The following is a 2,444-nucleotide window of genomic DNA, read 5'->3' as shown; positions in this document are numbered from 1 at the left end:
GTGCTCACCCCGCGGTTCGCCGACGAGGCTGCAGGCTTGTCGGCCACCTGGCTCGGCCATGCCAGCGTGCTCGTGGACATCGACGGCGTGCGGGTGCTGACCGACCCGATGTTCGCCGATCGGTGTTCGCCGTCGCAAAGTTTCGGTCCCAAGCGGATGCATGCCGTGCCGGTCGGCGTCGGTGCGCTGCCGCCTATCGATGTGGTGCTGATCTCGCACGACCACTACGACCACCTCGATCTGCAGACGATCGACGCGCTGGCGGCCCTGCACCCGCAGGCACAGTTCGTGGCGCCGGTCGGGGTGGACGCTCACCTGATGGCGTGGGGCATTGAGCCGGCACGTATTCACACCGCTGACTGGTACGAGCGGGTGAGTTTGGACGTCGGTGGCACCGAGCTGCGCTTCTATGCGACGGCTGCCCGGCATTTTTCTGGGCGCGGCCTGACCCGGAACCTGACCCAGTGGGCCAGTTGGGCAGTGCTCGGTCCGGATCACCGCGTTTTCTTCTCCGGTGATACCGGTTTCACCGAACGCTACGGCGAAACCGGCGACCTACTGGGTCCGTTCGACCTGACGCTTCTCGCCGTGGGCGCCTACGATCCGGCGTGGCCGGACATCCACGTCAACCCGGAAGAAGCGGTCGCGCTGCACCATCTGCTCAATCCCGGCGCCGCGCGTGATTGTTTACTGCTGCCAATCCATTGGGGCACATTCAATCTCGCGTTGCATCGCTGGGCCGATCCGATTCAGCGCCTGCTGACCGAGGCGAGCACGGCTGGCGTTCCGGTCACCGTCCCCCGGCCGGGCGCGACCGCCGACGTGGACAAACGCAACGGCTCGGCGTTCGATGATCCGTCCTGGTGGGAGCGTTGCGCCTGATCGTCGCGAGCCGGGCCCTAGACTGAGGCCTCATGAGCACTCCCACTGCCACCCGGCCCACCGGACTGACGGCTGCGCAGGTCTCCGAGCGGGTCGCTGCGGGCCAGGCGAATACGCAGCCCGATAAGTCCGGCCGCAGCGTCGCCGACATTGTGCGCGCCAATATCTTCACCCCGATCAATGCGATCCTCGGGGTGTTGTTCGCGATTGTCGCCTACACCGGCTCGTTTATTAACGGTCTGTTCGGCCTGTTGATCATCGCGAACTCCGGGATCGGCATCATTCAGGAGGTTCGCGCCAAGAGGACGCTGGACCGGCTCTCGATCGTCGGCCAGGCACGTCCCACGGTGCGTCGCGACGGACAGTCGGTGTCGGTGGCGGCAAGCGAGATCGTGCTCGACGACATCATCGAGCTGGCCCCGGGTGACCAAGTGGTCGTGGACGGGGAGGCCGTGGAGTCGGTGTCGCTCGATATCGACGAGTCACTGCTTACCGGTGAGGCCGATGCCGTCGACAAGGCGCCCGGCGACAAGATTATGTCGGGCAGTTTCGTGGTGGCCGGTTCGGGTAGCTACCGGGCCACCAAGGTCGGTGCCGATGCCTACGCCGCGCAACTGGCCGCGGAGGCTTCAAAGTTCACTTTGGTGTCGTCGGAATTGCGCAGCGGCATCAACAAGATCCTGGCGGTCATCACCGTCATCTTGATTCCGGCTGGCATCCTCACCATCTACAACCAGCTGGTGATCAGCAAGCAGGAACTCAACGACGCGCTACTCGGAATGGTTGCGGCGCTGGTGCCGATGGTCCCGGAAGGGTTGGTGCTGATGACGTCGATCGCTTTCGCGGTGGGCGTCGTCCGGCTCGGCCAGCGACAGTGCCTGGTGAACGAGCTGCCCGCCATCGAGGGCCTGGCCCGCGTCGACATCGTCTGCACCGACAAGACGGGCACCCTCACCGAGAACGGCATGCGGCTATCGGAGGTGCGGGTGATCGATGAGGCGTACACCGAGGATCAAGTGACGCAAGCTCTTTCGGCGATCGCGGCGAATGATCCGTACCCGAACGCGAGTATCGAAGCCATTAAGGAGGCGTACCCGCAGTCGCCCGGCTGGACCACGTCGTCGATCCTTCCGTTCGCCTCGGCCAACAAGTTCAGCGGTTGCTCGTTGGTTGACGGCGCGGGCGGTGCGCACGGCAACTGGCTGATCGGCGCGCCCGACGTGCTGCTCGATCCGGACTCGGCGAACGCGCAGCTCGCCTCCGACCTGGGGGCCACCGGACTGCGCATCCTGTTGATCGCCGCGATCGACGTCCCGGTCGATACCACGCCGGCGCCAGGTACCACTGTGCCCGGCACCCTCACCCCGGTCGGTTTGATCGTGCTGGAGCAGCGGGTGCGCCCAGATGCCAAGGACACCATCGACTACTTCGCCTCGCAGGATGTCGACGTGAAGGTGATCTCCGGCGACAATGCGCGCTCGGTGGGGGCCGTCGCCGAGTCGCTCGGCTTGGGCACGTCGGACACCGCCGTCGACGCCCGTCAGCTGGCGACCGAAATCGAC

General features: G+C 65.6%; 2 protein-coding genes. Both read left to right on the top strand.

The features are described 5' to 3' along the window. Positions 1-882: MBL fold metallo-hydrolase (locus WAW85_RS01465; RefSeq protein WP_422557887.1), on the top strand; the 882-nt coding region annotated here is incomplete at its 5' end. A gap of 32 nt (positions 883-914) precedes the next feature. Beyond that, positions 915-2,444: HAD-IC family P-type ATPase (locus WAW85_RS01460; protein ID WP_422557886.1), on the top strand; the 1,530-nt coding region annotated here is incomplete at its 3' end.

Origin of the sequence: Gordonia sp. (in: high G+C Gram-positive bacteria), assembly GCF_049299075.1 — a bacterium.
GTDB lineage: Bacteria > Actinomycetota > Actinomycetes > Mycobacteriales > Mycobacteriaceae > Gordonia.
The sequence above is the reverse complement of the archived record's forward strand: the minus strand, read 5'-3'. Positions and strand labels throughout refer to the sequence as shown.